Source organism: Armatimonadota bacterium (assembly GCA_036504095.1).
Lineage (GTDB): Bacteria > Armatimonadota > DTGP01 > JAKQQT01 > JAKQQT01 > DASXUL01.
Genome location: DASXVS010000017.1, coordinates 102805 through 119443 on the forward strand (window position 1 = coordinate 102805; position 16639 = coordinate 119443).

A 16639-nucleotide genomic window follows, 5' to 3' on the forward strand; every position below is an offset into this window, starting at 1 on the left:
CCTGAAGTAACTCATTGAGGGTTCTCCTCCGACGCCGGTCCGTTGTGGTCCGGCCGCGTGAGCCTGGAGCGAGTGCCTGACGGCCGGACGAACGACGTGCCGTTCTCCTTATTGCGCTTGTTGGCGGCGTCCTGCTCCGGCTGTAACGCGGGCGAAGTGGGCGGCGGCGCCGTCACCTTGTCTGGGTCCGGCGGTGTGTTGCTCAGGTCCACCGGCTCCTGAATTTCGTCCTCGCCGCGCGGAGTTGTGTTGCCGTCGTCGTGCCCGATGAATGTCGTGGCGACATAGTTCGAGACATCCCAGATCTTTTCGCTCTCAAGCTCACGTTTGAACGGCATCATGGCCGTGCCGTTGATGCCATTCATGATCTGATAGTAGAGCAGCCCGCCGGAAGCGCCGAGGCGCCTCAGCGTGCTGAAGTTGGCCGGCTTGGGGTACAGGAACTTCGCGGAAGGCCCGTTGCCGTCGCCGAAATTGCCGTGGCAGCCGATGCATTCCTGCTCGTAAACGAATTTGCCCCGCGCAAGAGATTCGGCGGTCGCGCCGTACGGATTCGGCATGGTGCGCCATTGCGCCGGGACCAGCGTATGCAAATAGGCGAAGTTGGCATCCGGGCCGCGCTCATACGCCTTCGCCAGCGCGGCGTGCCATATTTCCATGCGTTTCACGCGCGCGTCGGCCAGCTTGCCGCCGAGGCACTGGACGTATGCGATGAGGGCGTCGCGCTCGTCTTTCTTCAGGTATTTGAACTCCGGCATGATCGATGCGGGGCGGGTGTAGCGCGGGTTGAAGAAATGGGCGATGTGCCAATCATTTGGCCGCATGCCGCCCTCCTGAGAGAGGTCCGGCCCGTTCCGCGAGGAGCCAAGCAGGTGCGGCTTGTCGTAGTAGTAGTCGCCCGGCTCCGAAATGCGCGTGGCGGTGTTATCCCAGTCCTGCGGCCGCACGTATTGCGAGTGACAATAGATGCACCCGTTCTGGATGTAAATCGCGCGACCTCTGGCCTCGAGCGCCGTGTACGGCCTCGCGATATCCGATGGCTTATCCACGTCCTGACGCGTGATCCAGGGCAGAACGGCGACGCTGAACCCCGCCGCCGCCAGGATCAGGAGGCCGCCGACCGTGATCACCTTCTCCGTCATGCGCATGGCTTCGTCCTCCGATTGCGCATCGGCGGAGCCGCGGCATCATCTCTGCGGGTCATTGGGCGGCCTCCAGTCCTATCGGCTTGAGGTCGACCGGCGCGATGTCGCGCGTGCTCATCAGCGGCGCGTCCTCCTCCACGTCGGGCTTCTTCGAGTAAAGCGTTCTGAGCACGTTGTACAACAGAATCCAGGCGCCCGCGAAGATGGTGACGCCGTCCAGCGCCCGCAAAGTCATGTAGACGCTCAATTCCGGCAGCACTCGGTAAACCGCCTCTCCATTCAGCCAGGCCCCTCCCTGGATGAGACCGGCGGTTGTGAGGATAATCATGAATCCGCCCTGGCCGATAAGCATCAGCCAGTACTGGAAGTTTGCCAGCCTCACGCTCCAGATCGGTTTGCCGGTCACCTGCGGAAGCACGTCGTAAATGATTCCCACCGCCATGAAGCCGCCGAATCCGAGCAGCCCGGCGTGCGAGTGGCCGATAACCCAGTTCGTGAAGTGGGTGAGCCGCTGAACCGACATCAGTGACTGGAGACTGCCCTGGGTGGACACGATGAAGTACCAGATGGAGCCGGCGAACATGTACTTCAATGTCATCGACTGCTCGATCCGCCCCATTCGCCCGCGCATCGTCAGCCAGATGTTCGAGAGGAACACCCAGACCGGAATCAGCAGAAGCATGCTGTGGACCGTCGCCACAACCTTCTCCCAATCCGGGATCGGCGCCTGTAGCAAGTGGTGCGTGCCGGTGGGCGCGTAGTCCGTCACCAGCAGCCAGAAACCGATGAGCGACAGCGTGTGGCTGTAAAGCGGTTTCCGCACTTCGCGCGGTATCACGTAATACGCGGCGCCGATCGCCATCGGGGTGATCCACAAGCCGAAGATGTTGTGGCCGTAGAACCAGTGCCACACGGCATCATACAGGCCGCGGTGCACTCCGGTGCTGTTGAGGAACGCCCACTCCGTCAAGGTCCACACGAGCGCGCCGAGGAAATACCAGACCGACACATAGATAAGCGGCTCCTTGCGGTTCGCAACGGTCTTGAACTGAACGTAAAGGAGCATGGCCAGCGCGATGATGCTCAGCCAATTGAGCGGGCCTTTGTACTCGGCGTATTCGTGCGACGTGGTGATCCCCACCGCCAGCGAACAGATGCCGGCGAGCTGCGAGAAATTCCAGATCCACATCGCCCCATTGGCTATCTTCTCCGACCACAACGTGGTCTTGGAGAGCTGCGGCACAATATGGAGGCCGGCGCCGATGAGCACCATGGACAGGAATCCGTACCAGACCGTGTTCACGTGCATCGGACGGATCCGCCCGAATACGAGGAACGGGATTCCGCCCAGGAAATCCGGCGAAGCCATTTCCGTCGCCGCCAGGAGGCCGAACGTGACGCCGACCGCCATCCATATGGCGCCGGAGACCATCCAGTTTCGTGCCGCGCTTCCCGGCCTATCGTCGAGTAATCGCATACTTCCCTCAAAATGCCTGCAAAGTTAGTTCGTATCCCCCGTTGGCGGCATCGGCGCCGCCGATTCGGCGGGTCCCGGCGCTTCCGCCGCGCCGCTCAGGCGGAGCGACCTGATGTAGGAAACCACAGCCCATCGATCGCGCTCGCTGATCGTACCCCGGAAGGCGTGCCACTCGCGCGGCAGGTATTTCCGAGCCTCCGGGATGGGGGTCGACAGGATACCGTTGGTAATCTTGTAGTACATAGTCCCGGCCGACAGCGACTGCGCCTTACGGTTCGTGAGGTCGGGCGGGCGCGGGATGTAACTCTCGCCCGCGGGCCCATCTCCCAGCCCGTTAACACCGTGACAGAAGGCACAGTTCTCGGCGTAGACCACTTTGCCGGTTGTGAGGGCCTTCGGGTCGCCGGCCGGCGGGTTTTTGATGCGGGCGGCCGCCGCAGGGACCGCGCCGTCGGCCTGGTCCGGATACGCGTGCGGAACGCCTGTCCTCGGCACCGCGCCCGCCACGACAAACTGCTGGGTTGGCGGCGTCTGGTAGCCCGTGGAGTCGGCCGGCTGGTTGTAGCGCATGCTCCAAGGCGGCAGTTCGTGTCCGAAATAGAGAACGCCCGGAAGGACGAGCGCCACCACGACGATCACGAACACCAACCCCGTGATCAGGCGAAGGTTACGCTCCTGGAAGCGCCGCTCCCGGATTTCATCGTCCGGCGGAATCGGCGATCCGCCCGCGCTGTAGTCCTGATTGTCGGTTATCTGTGGCATACGACACAATCCGTAGGGGCTTTCTTGTATTTATTGGTGCGGTGGCACGTTACGCACCAGCCCATGTTCATCGGGGTTGCCTGGCGCGCGCGGTCCATCTTTCTCATATCACCGTGGCAGGTCTCGCACGGCACGCCGGCCGAGATGTGCGCCTTGTGCGTGAAGTAGACGAACCCGGGGAGGCGGTTCACCCGTTCCCATGGGACGCCCTCGCCCTTTTCCCAGAAGGCCTTGAGCTTCTTGATCTCCGGGTGGTTCGGGATGATGACCCTGTGACAGCGGATGCAGAGCTGGGTGGCGGGCATGCCGGCGAACGACGACTGCGTCGTCTGGGCGTGGCAGTACTGGCAGGCAATCTGCTTGTCACCCGCGTGGACGCGATGGAAGAAATCCACCGGCTGCTTCGGCGCGTTCACTCCAAACGCTTTGGATGACCTGACGAACAGCAGCGGGAGCAACGCGATCAGGATGACAAGCCCGAAGATGACGTTTCGCGTCTCCCACCTCATACTTCAACCCCCCGTGTGGCAAGCCCGCGCAGGAACAGCGGATCTTCAACCGGATACACCGGCACGCGGCGCATCAGCCACAGGTACGGAAGGGCGACCGCACCCATGAAGCCGATCGTAACGGCAACTTCCACCAGCCCGAAATCCGATGGACCGAGCGTGCGCATGCCGGGGAATATGTCCAGGAATCGCTGGATCAGGATGCCGGCCAGGGCGAGCGCCCCGATGGCGGCGATGGCGTTTGGCGTTCGCTTCAGCCCTCGCAGGAACAGAAGGGCGAACGGCACGATGAACGAGCAGGCGAGCATCGTATAGGCGAGCGGCTCCCACGGCTGCGTCCGCCACCGCGCCGCAACGTAGGCAGCCTCCGTGGGAAGGTTGCCCATCCATATCACGAAATACTGAGACCAGTTCACGTACGCCCAGAAGATGCTTGTGCCCCAGAGCATGTTGCCGAGATCGCGAATGGTCGCCACCGGGAACAGCTCATTCAGGGGCTTCAGGGAGCGCCAGCTGCAAAGAAGTATCGTCGCGGCGGCAAACGCTCCGAAGTATTCCCCGATCCAGTAGATCACCGGAAACATCGTGCTGCGAAAGCCGGGGTTCAACGACATCTCAAGGTCGATCGCCAGGATCGACATGCCGAACACGTACACCAGAAGGTAGACCGGCGCCAGCACCTTGAGCGTCAGCATCGACCGCGCCTTCTCTTCGCCCCGGCCCTTCCATCCCCGCGTCGCCCAACCCGCCAGGCCCGACCGCGAACTGACCCCATCTTCGATCATCGCGCCGAGGTCCGGCCGGATGCTGCTCCGAAGGCTCCAGATCGCGAGGAACGAGGCGATGGCCAGAATCGCTGCGTCCCGGATGAACAGGGGGCCGATCTGCAGCCACGGGCTCCGGTCTGCGTCGCCCAGCCACCAGAATATCTCGTGCCGGCCAAACCAAAGGATGCCGAGCGCGATCAGCGAAACCGGCGTGAACGCCGACAATCCGGCCGTGATGCGCTGGATCGGCCGCCCCCACCACGCATGGCTGACGTTGAAGGTGGCGGTCATGGCCATCGACGCCATCGACAGGCCGGTCCAGAACAGGAAGTTGGCGAGGAACGCGCCCCAGGCCCGCCCCGGCGAAAGTGTCAGGCCGGCCGCGAAACCAATGACCCCCACAAGGATGCACACCAGAGCCGCCGCCTGAACCCAGGTAGCGGGGGAATACAGCGTGGACGCGTAGCGCTCCAGCCGCCGCACATCGCCCGGTTGCAGTTGTTGATCGCTCATTGGTTCACCTGCAATCGACCGAGCCCGGCATGGTGGATATCTACGGTTTCCGTGGCGCCCGCTGCCAGCAGCTCCCCGGCCGCCCGGCCGCGTTCGGTCTCGTCGCTGCACGCCAGATACAATGCGAACCTGTCCACTCCCATCGGCGGGCGATACGCGTCGCTGGGGGTCAGGTCCGGCAGGCGCGACATAAACAGAAACCCGATGACGGAAGCGATCGACCCGAACAGAACCATCAATTCGAAAGCGACCACCAGATACGGCGGGAGCGACGTGATCGGCTTGCCGCCGACGATCACCGGGTAGTCCCAGGACATCCAGATCGTCATCGCAAGGGCGGCCGCGATGCCGGACAGGCCGCCGACGAGGCTGAACCACCGGACCCCGCTGGTGCTCGGGTTCAGGGCGTAGATCGCCGACATGTCCGGGATGGGCGTGTACACCTCCGGGCGCATGCCGCGGATGCCGTTGAAGTGGTCGATGCCGGCGCGCAGGGCGTCCGGATCGTCGAAGTAGCCCACGACTCCTCGAAGCTCGCTCATGATTCGGTCGCCTCCGCGGGCTTGACCCCGCCGGGCACCCTCGGATGCTCGTGCGCTTCCTCAATCGCGATGTCCTCGCGATGCTCCAGCAGGATATCGCGCTTCAATTCTGCGATCGGCAGCACCGGGAGGAACTTGGTGAACAGCAGGAAGAAGAACATGAACCAGCCGAGACTGCCGAGCGTGATGCCGACTTCAACCGGGCGGAAGTGATAGAAGGTGGGCGCCCACGCGTAAGGGTTGTAGTCCCGCGCCAGGCTGCCCGCGATGATGTTGAACCGTTCCAGCCACATGCCGATGTTGATGATGATCGAAACGACGAACAGCGTGGGGATATTCCGTCGCGCCGGGCGCCAGAAGAGGATGAGCGGGGCGATCACGTTGCAGAAGTTCATGGCCCAGAACGGCGAGGCCCAAGTCCCGCGGACTTTGTTCCACAGGTCGGCAAGGTCGGAGGGTTCCCGCCCGTAGAGCGTCATGAAATGTTCGCTAAGGTACGAGTATCCCACCACCATCGACATCAGCAGCGTGAGCTTCGCGATCTGCTCCATCCGGTCGATGGTAATGTATTCCTGCAGCGCCAGGTTCTTGCGTAGCGGGATCAGGAGCGTCAGCACCATGGCTAATCCGGACAGGATGGCGCCGGCCACGAAGTACGGGGCCGAAATCGTGGAGTGCCACCCGGGAACGATGGCGGACGCGAAGTCCCAGGATACCACGGAGTGGACCGACACAACCAGCGGCGCCGCAAGGCACGCCAGCACGGAATACGCCATCCAGTAGTGGCGCCACTGCTTCCCGCGCCCTTCCCAGCCGACCGACAGCAGGCCGTAGATGGTCCGCTTCCACCCCTTCGAACGATCGCGGACGACCGCCACATCGGGGATCAGCCCGAGCCAGAAGAACAGTGTGGAAACGATGAAGTACGTCGTGACGGCGAAGACGTCCAGAACGAGCGCCGACCGGAAATTGATCCACAACATACGCTCGTTGGGATACGGCATCAGCCAGTACGCCCGCCATGGCCGGCCGAGGTGGATCAGAGGGAACAGGCCGGCCGTCATAACCGCAAACAGGGTCATCGCCTCGGAGGCGCGGCTGAACGCGGCGCGGAACGGCGCACGGAACAGGAACAGAAAGGCCGAGATGAGCGTGCCGGAGTGGGCAATTCCGATCCACCAGACAAAGTTGGTGATATACACCGCCCACATCATCGGGTGCATCAGGCCGCTCATGCCCATGCCGTACTTCAGCTGGTACCCTTCCGATATGGCTCCGACCAGAATCAGGAAGGCGCAGAACGCGACGCCGGCCATCCAGCCGAGGCTGTACGACTGCATGGGCCGCAGCACATCGTCGGTGACCTTCCTGTATGCCTCGCCGTTCGGCGCGTTTTGGTGGGTATGCTCGTGCATTATCCGTCTCAAAATCCAGAAATCAGTCCGCCCTCACCCGGGACAGGTAAGTGACGTTCGGGAACGTGTTCAGTTCGGATAGCACGCCGTAACCGCGCGCATCTTTGGACAATTGGGACACCTCGCTGGAGGGGTCATTCAGGTCGCCGAAGGTGATGGCGTTCGCCGGACAGGATTGCTGGCAGGCGGTCACGATTTCGCCGTCCCGAACAGGGCGCTTGTCCGCCCTCGCGTCAATCACACCGCCGCGGACACGCTGGATGCAGAAGGTGCACTTCTCCATCACGCCACGCCCGCGCTTGGTGACGTCCGGGTTGAGCATCTGGTCCATCGGTGTCGGCCAAGCGAAATCGTACCAGTTGAAGCGGCGGACCTTGTAGGGGCAGTTGTTGGAGCAGTACCGCGTGCCTACGCAGCGATTGTAGACCTGCTGGTTCAGGTGGTCGCTGCTGTGAACCGTGGCGTCCACCGGGCAGACATACTCGCACGGCGCGTTTTCGCACTGCTGGCACAGCATCGGCAGGAACCGCATGTCCACTTTTCGGGAGCCTTCAGCGTCGGGACGCTTCCCCTGTATCTGCAGGAGCTTGCCGCCCTCCGGCCCGCCCTCATAGTTCTCAATGCGGAGCCAGGCCATCTCGCGGCCGCGCCCGCACTCGGTTTCCCCTGCGATCGGGACGTTGTTTTCCGAGTAGCACGCCGCGGAGCACGCGTTGCAGCCGATGCAGCGATCGAGGTCAATGGCCATTCCCCAGTGATGCTCGCCCTTCGCCCGCGTGGCGTAGAGCGAGGCGCTGGCCTTCAGGTCCTCGCCCTCTTTCTCGCCGGAATCGCCTGTTTTCCGTAGCCGGACGAGGCCGGCGAGCGTCATGCCGCGCGCCATCGCCGAACCGATCTGCCGCGTGGACGTCTGCAGGACTGCCAATGTGCGTCGCACCGGTATCTTCGTGATTTCCACCGGCAACCCGGACAGCACCAGGGCGCCCGAGGCGTCCTCGGTGTCCGCCGGGACCAGGCTGACGGCGCTGACTCCGGTTCCCTTGGCATATCGCCCAAACTCCGCGTGGCCCTGCCCCATCTGCACGGCAACCACCTTCGGGTGGACCTTGTCCGTCACCAGGGCAGGAACTTCGATTCTCCCCGCGGAAGTTTTCAGAACGAGAACGTCATCATTACGCACGCCGAGGCTTCCCGCCAGGTCCGGGTGAATCTCGGCCCAGGAACCCCACACGGCCTTGGCCATGGGGTCGGGGATCTCCTGCGCCCACGGCCGGTTCGCCGAGCGGCCGTCGTAGAAGTGGAGCGAGGGGTAAACGTGGAGAAGGATCTCGTCAGCATTGGCGGCCGGCCGGCTGGCGGGGGACGCCTTACCGCGCGCCGAAACGGGGATTGACGGGATTTCGCCGCCCGCGACGAGGCCCTTCTGAAGCGCCGCGTTCCATGCGTCGTCGTCCAGCTTATGCGCCTTTCGGACGTAGTCCCTGAATGAAGCGGCGCCCAGTTCGCGGCCCATCTTCGAGGCCGATGCCAGCAGCACGTCGCCGGTGGCGCGCGTGTTGAACACCGGCGCAACCGCCGGCTGCATCAGGCCGGTCACACCGGCGCGCGGAGTATACTCTCCCCAGGACTCCAGCGGCGTGTGATCGGGCAGAACCAGCGTAGCCGCTTTGGCGGTGGTGTCATCGAGGTAACTCGCGAAACTGACCACTTCCTTCGCGCCTTCGAAAAGGTGCGCGCCGGTTCCCGGAAGGTCATAGGCCGGATCAACGTGGTGCAGGAATACAACGGCGCCGGCGGCGGAGCGCATCGCCTCCAGTGCCTCGGCGTGCGAACTGACCGCGCTGAGCGCGTGGGGTTCGCCCATGACCACCGTTCGCCCCACGTTTCCCGCCGCCTTGTTCAATCGGAGCACCGCTTCGTTGGCGTCCGTGGCATCCGCCCCGGAGCCGGCGACCCCGAGGGGCAGCGCGAGTGACGGACCGCCCATTTTGAATTCGCGGGCGAGCCGGCGAATAACGTCCACATTCACTCCGGCCTGCTCCGCGAGGCTGCCGGGATCGCCGCCGTTCACCGCGGTTTCCAGGGCGCGCGCCACAAGGCCTTCCGCCCCGGAGCGCACCGGGATCCACTCATCCGCGTTGGCGCCGGTGAGCGAAAGGCGCGGCCCGATGAAGACGTACCGGCCGGTGTGTTTACCCGCGCGGCGGGCGTCCCGCCAGGCGGCGAAATCGCGGGCGAACTCCACGTTGCTGAGCCAGGTCTCCAGGAAATCCGCGCCGAAGGAGATCAGCATGCGGGCGTCGGCGATCCGGAATCGGGGGATCTCGGGGCTGCCGAGCACTCGGCCGGCGGCGGCCCGCAGGGGCTCGTGCGCGAACGGTTCGTAGGTCAGCCGCGTGTGATTGGGCGCGATCGCCGGCAGCCACGCGCCGATCAGGCGATCCATCGACCCGGTTTCGAGCCGGCCGATCCAAAGCGCCCTCGCGCCGGAGGCGGTGAACAACGCCTTCTGAAGACGCCGCTCGGCGTCTTCCCACGAAATCGGCTGGAGGCGGCCGTGTTCATCGCGGGCCATCGGGCCCGTGATGCGATCGGGATTATAGAGACCCTGGAGGGCGGCGTGGCCGCGGAGGCAGAGCGCACCGCGATTGACCGGGTGGTCGGGGTTTCCCTCGACCTTGTGTGCCCGGCCGTCGCGCACGCGGGCGACCATGCCGCACCCCGCGGGACACTCCCGACACACTGTGGCGAAATCCGTGGACTGGCCCGGCTTGATGCTCTCCACCGGGATGAGATACGGGATGAGTTTGTCATGGCTTGTGCCGGCGCACCCCTCAACGGTTGCGGCTGCGCCGGTGATGCCAAGCACCTTCAGGAATTGTCGCCGGTTCAGGTCCACGCGTGGTTTCCTCCCGCACTCATCGTTTCCATCCGCCGGCGGTTCTCCCTTTCGGCACAGCCCGTTTTAAATGCACGCGCTTCGCGCGAACTCCACGGTGTTTGTGCCGGTGTCTGCCCAGTGGGTAAATCAGTTGCTCTGCCCGGGTGTTGAAGGCGGCCGGCCTGGGCGCCGCCTTCATACTGCCGGTTCAGTAACTGACATACCCTCGATTTGTGGCAACCATTCCTACATATTTCTTAACGGCCAGTTTCACGCTCCCAGACGGCGCACGGAACAGGCGTAGGCGCGGGTTTCGGGCACCGCGACCGGCCGATTGGCCAGAAGGTCATCGAGCGCGTTTCGAAGGTCGCTGACCTTCACTTTCTTCGGCTCGAAAATGTTGTCGTCCACGCGGCCGTGGTAGCGCAGAATCCCCTGGCGATCGACGATCCACGCTTCTGTCGTGCACGCCGCGTGAAGCGCGCCCGCCGCCACGAAGCCACGGTCGTAGGCTACCAGGTATTCGCAATGCTGCCGGCGGGCGAAGGCGCGGGTCTCGGTCTCGGTCTCGTTCTGGTTGGGGTTGAACGCCCACACCTCAACGCCCCGGGGACGGTAGTCCCGGTTGATCGCGTTGATCCGGGGAACGTACGACTCGCTGCAGGGACACCTGTTTCCCTGAACGAGCAGGACGACGATCTTGCCGCGCGCATCCTTAAGGGCATGGCGGTCCCCGGTGGTATCGTACAGGGCGAAATTGGGCATGGGGCCGTTGATGATCAAGCCCGCTGTCCCTTTAGAGGCGGCGGGGGCGTTTGCTTTGAGCTGGGCCGACCAGGAATGGGGTCCCCACCGCCGGATTCGCTGAGACCCGACGGTGACACCGATGGTCGCCAAAACGACGGCCAGTGCAAAGATCAGGAAGTACTTTGGGTTCATCGTTCAGCCTCCATAGGCGCAATCATAGCACGTTAGCTATCCGCCGGACCCCGGCCGGCGAGGTCGGGAACTGCGCTGCCCTTCCACTTCGTACCGCTCGTTCCCCGCTGCGCACCGCTCAAGATGCCGCCAACTCCCGCCACGCCGCGCGACTCCTGCCTCCTGCCTCCTGTCTGCTATGATGAATCTGGAATGCAACCCCGCCAAAACATCGTCGTGGGCATCGCCGGCGGCACGGGCTCCGGCAAGACGACCCTCGCCCGCGCCATCCGGGCACGTCTCGCGCCGCACCAGCCTCTCCTGCTGCACCAGGACTCCTACTACAAGGACACCGGCGCCTGCACCGAGGAGGAAAAAGAGCGCACGAATTTCGACCATCCGGACGCTTTCGACACCGCGTTGCTGGTGGAGCATCTCGCCGCGCTGAAGGCAGGCCGGGCGGTGCACCACCCGGTTTACGATTTCTCGCGGCACGCGCGCAGCGGCTACACCAAGGTGGAACCCGCGCCCATCATCCTGCTGGAGGGCATACTGATCCTCGCGGAACCGGCGTTGCGGGCCATCATCGATGTGCCGCTGTTCGTCGATACGCCGGATGACATCCGCTTTATGCGCCGTCTGCGCCGGGACATCCAGTCGCGCGGCCGGTCGCTGGACAGCGTCTATCGCCAGTACCTCTCCACGGTTCGTCCGATGCACCTTCAGTTCGTCGAACCCAGCAAGCAGTTCGCGCGGTTGATCGTGCCGGAAGGCGGGCACAACGAGATGGCGGTGGACGTGGTCACTTCCTACATTCAGCGCACCGTCGCGCCGAGGGCGGGGGAGAGGTAAAGCCGCCGCGATGCCGCCGAGAGCCCCGACCCGACGCGCTCCTTTCCGGGGTGAACTCCCGGCTTCCGACATCGTCCGCCAGTACGCCTCCACGGAGGACGCCGCTCCCATTGCCGTGGCGCTTTACGAGGAGGCGCTGCGCCGCATCCTGGCGGTCGCCAGGCAGCAGGAGGTTGCCGAGCCGCCACACCCGGCGTATGGACCGTTGGCGCAGATTGCCGTAAACGCTCTGGCCCTCTATCCCGTTTCCCTCGATGAGGCTGTGCCCGGTGCGCTCAATCCCGAATGGCTTGAGGAATTCCATCGCCTCTCCAGGCCCGACGCCGATCATAAGCGCCACGGCCGATGGTACACGCCGCGCCCGATCGCGCGCTATATGGCCCGCCGCGCCCTGGAGATGGCCGCGCTCCGGCGGCCGATGGACAACATCACCGTCCTTGATCCTGCCTGCGGTTGCGGTGCGCTCCTCGTGCCGGTCTTCGAGGAGGTTGTCGCATTCCATCGCCGTCGGGAACCGCGCGCGAAAGCGCCGGATGTCGTGCGCCATTCGCTGGAGCACATCATCGCCGCCGACGTCGATCCGCGGGCGCTCGAAACCGCGCTGATCCGCCTGAACATTGCCGCGGAACGCCTCGCCGGTGAGCGCATCCACGCGGCGCCGCAGACCTACTGCGGCGATACGCTCACCGTGCGGCCCGCCGCCATTGCCCCGGAGGGGGTGGACGTGGTCGTCATGAACCCTCCATACCTTGGCAACCGGTATTTCGCGTCGCTGAAGAACCCCGAGAAGGCGCGCATCGCGCTGCGAAAGGCATTCGGCTGGAACGACGACCTCTACGCGCACTTCCTCCATCGCGCGTGGGACTGGCTGCGCCCCGGGGGCTGCGTCTGCGCGATCACATCCGACACGTTCCTGACCATCGCCTCCAAGGCGCGCACGCGCGATACATTGCGCACGCACGCGCTGCGCGAGATCGTCCGCGTCCCGGCCTCGGCGTTCGCTGCCAGCGTCAACACGTGCATCACCCTGGCGGTCCGCGCCGAGCCCGAGTTGTTCGACACGATCGACTACGTGGACGCCCGCGAAGCCCCGGAAGAAGCGTGGGAAACCCTCGAAACGGAACCGCCGCCCAAGGGAGTCGAACGCCTGCATGTGCCCGCTCAAGCCTATGCCGACCCCACCATCCCGTTCTTCCGCCCCACACCCCGCGCGGTGGACCTGTACAACCGGTATTTCGCGGAGACGGGGTCCGAGTCCCGAGTTCCGAGTGACGACCCTTATACCCGACACCCGGCACCCGGTACCCAGCCCCCCCATCTCTGCCGCCTCGGCGAGGTCGCGCCGGCAAAGGACTGCGGCATCAACAGTGGAAACGTCCGCCACCGCATCTTCTTCATCCAGGAAGCGCCCGGACTGCGAAAGCTGATCCAGGGACGCCAGTTGGAGCGCTATATCGTGCGCTGGGACAGCCCCAATGCGCAGTACAAATGGGTGGACATCGACTACCAGCCCGACCCCGAGCGGCGCGGGCAGGGGCGCGGGGGCAGGGAATCGCCGCACGCCGAAACGTGGGGGTTCCGCGGCGAACTGGGCCAGTCTCCGCCCGCCGAACGCCTCTTCCTGCGCCAGACCGAGGACGATCTGTTCGCCGCCTATCTCCGCCAATCCGACGACGACCCGGTCTACACGGACAACACGCTTCACACGCTCTTGCTGACCGATGCCGGGCGCGCCCTTGGGCTCACTTACCACTATCTGCTGGGCCTCCTCAACAGCGCGTTTCTGAACGAGCTTTACCATCTGCTGAGCCAGGAAGAGGGCCGTGCGCAGGCTCAGGTGAAGGTGGCCTACGTCAACCGCCTCCCCATCGCCGTACCAACCGCGGAGCAGCGCGAAGAGGTAGAGCACTGGGTGTACCAGGCCATCGAAGCGCAGGAGATGGGCCAGCCCATCACCGCCATCCAGTGGCAACTGGACACGCTGGTGGCAGGGCTTTATCAGGGCTGAGGGCTGTGGCCCGAGGGCTGAGAACCGATGCGCCGAGGGAAATGTCGCGCGGGCGCCCTCGCCCGTTTCGGGGGCATCCTGAGCGAAGCGGAGCGATGAACGAACGCAGCGAAGTCGAAGGACCGGCTCCCGCCGCTAGACATCACCAACCACTGAACCCCACAGTGCCTCAGCAGGCTGGCATGGCGGCAAGGCGCGGTGATTTATCAGACGAATCTACGGAGGGCAGACTGATGGACTGGGGTGCATTCTTGGGTGGTGTCATGACAACAGCTGTCGTCGTGTTGCTGTTACTCGCATATCGACGATGGCGATAGCCTGCCGACCAACCTAGGTAATGATGATCGATACTCATTGGAGCGTGGGCGTAGTGTGGTGGCGCCATTTCTCACCTGATACCCCACCGATTTCTCTGCGTGATAGGGCAAGTGGCGTTTTTGACGGTCGGTATAGCGCTCGCGGTGTCGGACTACTTGGGCACGCGCGGCAAAACGCAATGCGGGCGAGTAGGCTGGGGCATCGCTCCGAGGCGGATGCGAGCGGGGCGCCCGCGCTCCATTGCCCAGCCTCAGCCCTCAGCCCTTGCCCCTCAGCCCTCAGCCCTCCCACCGCGCTACAATTGGTTTAGGAGGCCCCATGAACGAGCTTGTGTTTCTGGTGGAAGAAGCGCCCGAAGGCGGATTCACGGCCCGCGCACTGGGCGAATCCATATTCACAGAGGCGGACACACTGGACGAGATTCCAGCGCGTGTTCGTGACGCCGTGCGATGCCATTTCGAACCGGGGGCAGAGCCGCGCGTCCTCCGCCTTCACCACGTTCGAGACGAGGTTATCGCGGCGTGAGACTGCCGCGTGACTTGTCCGGCAGCGGCCTGGCCTTCGGGCTGCAGCGCCTTGGTTACACCGCCACGCGTCAAACCGGCAGCCACCTTCGCCTTACCACACAGAGGAACGGCGAGCACCATGTGACCGTGCCGTTGCATGGAGCGTTGCGCGTTGGAACCATCGCAGGAATCCTCTCGGATGTAGCCGCCCACTTCGGCCTGACTCGTGACGAGATATCAGAGCGAATATTCGGCAACTAAACGTCGGACGCTGGCGCTACCGGATGGTGGATGCGGGCGGGGCGCCCGCGCTCCGTTGCCCAGCCTCAGCCCTCAGCCCTCAGCCCTCAGCCCTCGGCTTTCAGCCCTTGCCCCTCAGCCCTCAGCCCTCCCACCGCGCTACAATACCGATGACCTATGGTACGCATCGTCCTCACCTCGGATAATCACCTCAACGCCTATTACGCCAAGATGGGCCCGGCAGTGCTGGCGGAGCGCCGCAAGCGCATCCGAGAACGCTGGCGCGAGGCGGTCAACTACGCCCTCAATCACGATTGCCAGCTCTTCCTCCAGGCCGGCGATCTCTTCGATATGCCGGACCCGCGCACTACGGAACTGGTGGCGGTGGCGCAGGATTTCCGGCGGCTCCACGAAGCCGGCATCCAGGTCTACTGCATAGGCGGCACGCACGACGTCCACCGGATGAGCACCACGGGCGTGCTGGCCTTGCGCATCTACCACGAGGTCGGCCACGCGCACGTTTTCACGAGCGCCGAAAACCCCGCGCCGGTCGTGAAGGAAATCGAAGGGGTACGCATCGCCGTCGGCGGCCTCAGCGTGTCACATACCTTCGGCCGCGGCGACGATCCGCTGAAGGACGTCGTCTACGAGGCGGACGCTGACTTCAAGATCCTGCTCATGCACTACGGCGTGGAGGGCACCATTCATCCGGACGCCACGGAGCCGATCCTGAGCAAGGACTCCCTCTCGAAGATCGGTGTGGACCTGGTCGGCGTGGGCCACGTGCACGATTTCAACCGGTTCATCCTCGGGAAGACGACGGTCCTCGTCCCCGGCAGTACGGAGCGCCACACGTTCGGCGAGAAGACCGTGCACCCCGGATTCTACTACCTGGAGGTCGACCGCAAGGGCCTGCAGAAGGTCGAGCACGTGGACATCGTGCCGCAGCAGATGAAGGAGGAGGTCGTCAAGACCACCGAACTGCCGAACGATGACCCGACTGAAGGGCTGAAGGCCCGCATCCGGGAGGTATCGCACCCGGACCAACTGCTGAAGGTGGTGCTTGCCGGCCCCATGTCGGGTGAGTCCTTCCATAAACTCCGCCTGCGCGACGCCTACGCCGTCGGCGCGGACAGCAATTTCTACTTCGATCTGGATTCGCGTGGCCTTCACGTGTCGGAAGGGCCGCGCCTCGCCCCGGACGACGCGGGCAGCGCCAGCATCAGCCAGCGGCAGGAGATCGCGGACGTCGCGCACGAATTGATGCGGATCGCGCCGACGGAAGAGGAGAAGGCGCTCTATCAGGAAGCGCGCGACCGCATCCTGGCAACGTATACGTAGTGTCCCGCCGGTTGAGTCCGGCGGTTGCAGCGTGACAGGAGAACCGATGGAAGATTTTGAATTTGAAGCCGACGCGATCTACGCCGACCCCGAAATGGCGGACGCGGAGTTCTTCGATTGGGGCGCTCGAAAGACGCTGGTCAATGCGAAGGCGATGGCCGGCGCGGAGCTGACGTTTGCGCTGGTGTGGGTCCTGCCCGGCCAGGAGGACCCGCTCCACCAGCATCCCAACGCGGAGATGGTGGGCCACGTCGTTGGCGGCGAATGCGAGTTTCAGGTTGGCGACGCGCTTTTCCACCTCACCGCGGGCGATACCATCCGTGTCCCACGAGGCGTACCGCATCAGGCCACGTGCACCGGGTGGGAACCGCTGCGGATGATCGTGGCGCAATCGTCCCCAATGGTTGAGACGGTTCCGGTAACCGAGTAGCGCAGGAGGTGGTAA

Annotated in this window: 15 protein-coding genes; 6 read left to right on the forward strand and 9 right to left on the reverse strand. The window is 64.3% G+C overall.

The window, feature by feature from the left end; all coding sequences use genetic code 11:
* Nucleotides 1-11 precede the first annotated feature (11 nt).
* From VGM51_03125 to VGM51_03165, 9 genes are all read right to left on the reverse strand, one after another.
* A complete protein-coding gene (locus VGM51_03125) occupies nucleotides 12-1148 on the reverse strand; it encodes a cbb3-type cytochrome c oxidase subunit II (GenBank protein HEY3412030.1) in 1137 nt (378 codons plus the stop codon).
* Between the two features lie 52 nt (nucleotides 1149-1200).
* Nucleotides 1201-2622 carry a cbb3-type cytochrome c oxidase subunit I gene (locus VGM51_03130; GenBank protein ID HEY3412031.1) on the reverse strand — a complete coding sequence of 474 codons (1422 nt, stop codon included), beginning with the start codon at nucleotides 2620-2622 and terminating at the stop codon, nucleotides 1201-1203.
* A gap of 24 nt (nucleotides 2623-2646) precedes the next feature.
* On the reverse strand, nucleotides 2647-3384 hold the full coding sequence (locus VGM51_03135) for a cytochrome c (protein ID HEY3412032.1): 738 nt from the start codon (nucleotides 3382-3384) through the stop codon (nucleotides 2647-2649).
* Nucleotides 3372-3893 (reverse strand): cytochrome c3 family protein, encoded by a 522-nt coding sequence (locus tag VGM51_03140; protein ID HEY3412033.1) that lies wholly within the window; start codon nucleotides 3891-3893, stop codon nucleotides 3372-3374. The genes VGM51_03135 and VGM51_03140 overlap by 13 nt, the downstream gene beginning before the upstream one ends.
* The gene (locus VGM51_03145; protein ID HEY3412034.1) at nucleotides 3890-5173 is read right to left on the reverse strand and encodes a hypothetical protein; all 1284 of its coding nucleotides are present in this window, start codon (nucleotides 5171-5173) and stop codon (nucleotides 3890-3892) included. Before VGM51_03145 ends, VGM51_03140 begins: the two co-directional genes overlap by 4 nt.
* Nucleotides 5170-5715, reverse strand: a complete 546-nt coding sequence (locus tag VGM51_03150) for a DUF3341 domain-containing protein (GenBank protein HEY3412035.1) — start codon at nucleotides 5713-5715, stop codon at nucleotides 5170-5172. Before VGM51_03150 ends, VGM51_03145 begins: the two co-directional genes overlap by 4 nt.
* Complete coding sequence (gene nrfD, locus VGM51_03155) at nucleotides 5712-7130, reverse strand: NrfD/PsrC family molybdoenzyme membrane anchor subunit (protein ID HEY3412036.1); 1419 nt, start codon at nucleotides 7128-7130, stop codon at nucleotides 5712-5714. The genes VGM51_03150 and nrfD overlap by 4 nt, the downstream gene beginning before the upstream one ends.
* Nucleotides 7131-7152: 22 nt before the next feature.
* On the reverse strand, nucleotides 7153-10029 hold the full coding sequence (locus VGM51_03160; protein ID HEY3412037.1) for a 4Fe-4S dicluster domain-containing protein: 2877 nt from the start codon (nucleotides 10027-10029) through the stop codon (nucleotides 7153-7155).
* Nucleotides 10030-10281: 252 nt separating this feature from the next.
* Nucleotides 10282-10950 carry a redoxin domain-containing protein gene (locus tag VGM51_03165; GenBank protein HEY3412038.1) on the reverse strand — a complete coding sequence of 223 codons (669 nt, stop codon included), beginning with the start codon at nucleotides 10948-10950 and terminating at the stop codon, nucleotides 10282-10284.
* Nucleotides 10951-11142: 192 nt separating this feature from the next.
* On the opposite strand from VGM51_03165, the gene udk reads away from it, so the two are divergent.
* The 6 genes from udk (at nucleotide 11143) to VGM51_03195 (ending at nucleotide 16624) form a co-directional block, all read left to right on the forward strand.
* Complete coding sequence (gene udk, locus VGM51_03170) at nucleotides 11143-11781, forward strand: uridine kinase (GenBank protein ID HEY3412039.1); 639 nt, start codon at nucleotides 11143-11145, stop codon at nucleotides 11779-11781.
* Between the two features lie 10 nt (nucleotides 11782-11791).
* Complete coding sequence (locus tag VGM51_03175; GenBank protein HEY3412040.1) at nucleotides 11792-13789, forward strand: N-6 DNA methylase; 1998 nt, start codon at nucleotides 11792-11794, stop codon at nucleotides 13787-13789.
* 636 nt (nucleotides 13790-14425) lie between these two features.
* Nucleotides 14426-14632 (forward strand): 2-oxoisovalerate dehydrogenase, encoded by a 207-nt coding sequence (locus tag VGM51_03180; GenBank protein HEY3412041.1) that lies wholly within the window; start codon nucleotides 14426-14428, stop codon nucleotides 14630-14632.
* The gene (locus VGM51_03185) at nucleotides 14629-14874 is read left to right on the forward strand and encodes a type II toxin-antitoxin system HicA family toxin (protein ID HEY3412042.1); all 246 of its coding nucleotides are present in this window, start codon (nucleotides 14629-14631) and stop codon (nucleotides 14872-14874) included. The genes VGM51_03180 and VGM51_03185 overlap by 4 nt, the downstream gene beginning before the upstream one ends.
* Before the next feature lie 156 nt (nucleotides 14875-15030).
* Entirely contained in the window at nucleotides 15031-16194 is a 1164-nt protein-coding gene (locus VGM51_03190; GenBank protein ID HEY3412043.1) for a metallophosphoesterase, read from the forward strand.
* A 46-nt stretch (nucleotides 16195-16240) separates the two neighbouring features.
* Nucleotides 16241-16624: a cupin domain-containing protein gene (locus VGM51_03195; protein HEY3412044.1), complete on the forward strand. Its 384-nt coding sequence runs from the start codon at nucleotides 16241-16243 to the stop codon at nucleotides 16622-16624.
* The last annotated feature ends 15 nt before the right edge of the window (nucleotides 16625-16639 follow it).

What these genes read in the sequence shown, in the direction of transcription:
- VGM51_03125 (HEY3412030.1), bottom strand. Translation starts at nt 1,148, where the DNA reads ATGCGCATGACGGAGAAGGTGATCACGGTCGGCGGCCTCCTGATCCTG.
- VGM51_03130 (HEY3412031.1), bottom strand. Translation starts at nt 2,622, where the DNA reads ATGCGATTACTCGACGATAGGCCGGGAAGCGCGGCACGAAACTGGATG.
- VGM51_03135 (HEY3412032.1), bottom strand. Translation starts at nt 3,384, where the DNA reads ATGCCACAGATAACCGACAATCAGGACTACAGCGCGGGCGGATCGCCG.
- VGM51_03140 (HEY3412033.1), bottom strand. Translation starts at nt 3,893, where the DNA reads ATGAGGTGGGAGACGCGAAACGTCATCTTCGGGCTTGTCATCCTGATC.
- VGM51_03145 (HEY3412034.1), bottom strand. Translation starts at nt 5,173, where the DNA reads ATGAGCGATCAACAACTGCAACCGGGCGATGTGCGGCGGCTGGAGCGC.
- VGM51_03150 (HEY3412035.1), bottom strand. Translation starts at nt 5,715, where the DNA reads ATGAGCGAGCTTCGAGGAGTCGTGGGCTACTTCGACGATCCGGACGCC.
- nrfD (HEY3412036.1), bottom strand. Translation starts at nt 7,130, where the DNA reads ATGCACGAGCATACCCACCAAAACGCGCCGAACGGCGAGGCATACAGG.
- VGM51_03165 (HEY3412038.1), bottom strand. Translation starts at nt 10,950, where the DNA reads ATGAACCCAAAGTACTTCCTGATCTTTGCACTGGCCGTCGTTTTGGCG.
- udk (HEY3412039.1), top strand. Translation starts at nt 11,143, where the DNA reads ATGCAACCCCGCCAAAACATCGTCGTGGGCATCGCCGGCGGCACGGGC.
- VGM51_03175 (HEY3412040.1), top strand. Translation starts at nt 11,792, where the DNA reads ATGCCGCCGAGAGCCCCGACCCGACGCGCTCCTTTCCGGGGTGAACTC.
- VGM51_03180 (HEY3412041.1), top strand. Translation starts at nt 14,426, where the DNA reads ATGAACGAGCTTGTGTTTCTGGTGGAAGAAGCGCCCGAAGGCGGATTC.
- VGM51_03190 (HEY3412043.1), top strand. Translation starts at nt 15,031, where the DNA reads ATGGTACGCATCGTCCTCACCTCGGATAATCACCTCAACGCCTATTAC.
- VGM51_03195 (HEY3412044.1), top strand. Translation starts at nt 16,241, where the DNA reads ATGGAAGATTTTGAATTTGAAGCCGACGCGATCTACGCCGACCCCGAA.